Origin of the sequence: Vibrio sp. Vb2880 (assembly GCF_033337975.1) — a bacterium.
Lineage (GTDB): Bacteria > Pseudomonadota > Gammaproteobacteria > Enterobacterales > Vibrionaceae > Vibrio > Vibrio alginolyticus.
The window spans coordinates 1-1,190 of the sequence record NZ_JAWORT010000074.1; the positions used below are offsets into that span (position 1 = coordinate 1).

1 protein-coding gene is annotated in these 1,190 nt (G+C 47.1%); it reads left to right on the forward strand.

Annotated elements, in window-relative coordinates; genetic code table 11:
- Nucleotides 1-1,184, forward strand: a 1,184-nt coding sequence (tuf, locus tag R7M92_RS24920) for an elongation factor Tu (RefSeq protein ID WP_017822038.1), incomplete at its 5' end; no start/stop codon positions are given.
- Between the last annotated feature and the right edge of the window lie 6 nt (nucleotides 1,185-1,190).

Below are 1,190 nucleotides of genomic sequence, written 5' to 3' on the forward strand. Positions count from 1 at the left end.
TGTCTAAAGAAAAATTTGAACGTACGAAACCGCACGTTAACGTTGGTACTATCGGCCACGTTGACCACGGTAAAACAACTCTAACTGCAGCTATCTGTACTACTCTTGCTAAAGTTTACGGCGGTGTAGCTAAAGACTTCGCATCTATCGATAACGCTCCAGAAGAGCGTGAGCGCGGTATCACAATCGCAACTTCTCACGTTGAGTACGACACTCCATCACGCCACTACGCACACGTTGACTGTCCAGGACACGCTGACTATGTTAAAAACATGATCACTGGTGCTGCACAGATGGACGGTGGTATCCTAGTTGTTGCTGCGACAGATGGCCCAATGCCACAAACTCGTGAGCACATCCTACTAGGCCGTCAGGTTGGTATCCCATACATCATCGTATTCATGAACAAATGTGACATGGTTGACGATGAAGAGCTACTAGAACTAGTAGAAATGGAAGTTCGTGAACTTCTATCTGAATACGATTTCCCAGGTGATGACCTACCAGTTATCCAAGGTTCTGCACTAGGCGCACTAAACGGCGAAGAGCAGTGGGAAGCGAAAATCGTTGAACTAGCAGAAGCTTTAGATACTTACATCCCTGAGCCAGAGCGTGCGGTAGATCAGCCATTCCTAATGCCTATCGAAGACGTATTCTCAATCCAAGGTCGTGGTACAGTAGTAACTGGCCGTATCGAGCGTGGTATCCTAACTGTAGGTGACGAAGTTGCTATCGTAGGTATCAAAGACACTACTACAACTACATGTACTGGTGTTGAGATGTTCCGTAAGCTTCTAGACGAAGGCCGTGCAGGTGAGAACGTTGGTGCACTTCTACGTGGTACTAAGCGTGACGAAGTTGAACGTGGTCAAGTACTAGCTAAGCCTGGTTCAATCACTCCACACACTAAGTTCGAATCAGAAGTATACGTACTGTCTAAAGATGAAGGTGGTCGTCACACTCCATTCTTCAAAGGCTACCGTCCACAATTCTACTTCCGTACAACTGACGTAACTGGTGACATCCAGCTACCAGACGGCGTAGAAATGGTAATGCCAGGCGACAACGTACAGATGACTGTAGAGCTAATCGCACCAATCGCAATGGACGAAGGTCTACGTTTCGCGATCCGTGAAGGTGGCCGTACAGTAGGTGCTGGTGTTGTTGCTAAGATCTTCGACTAATTCATA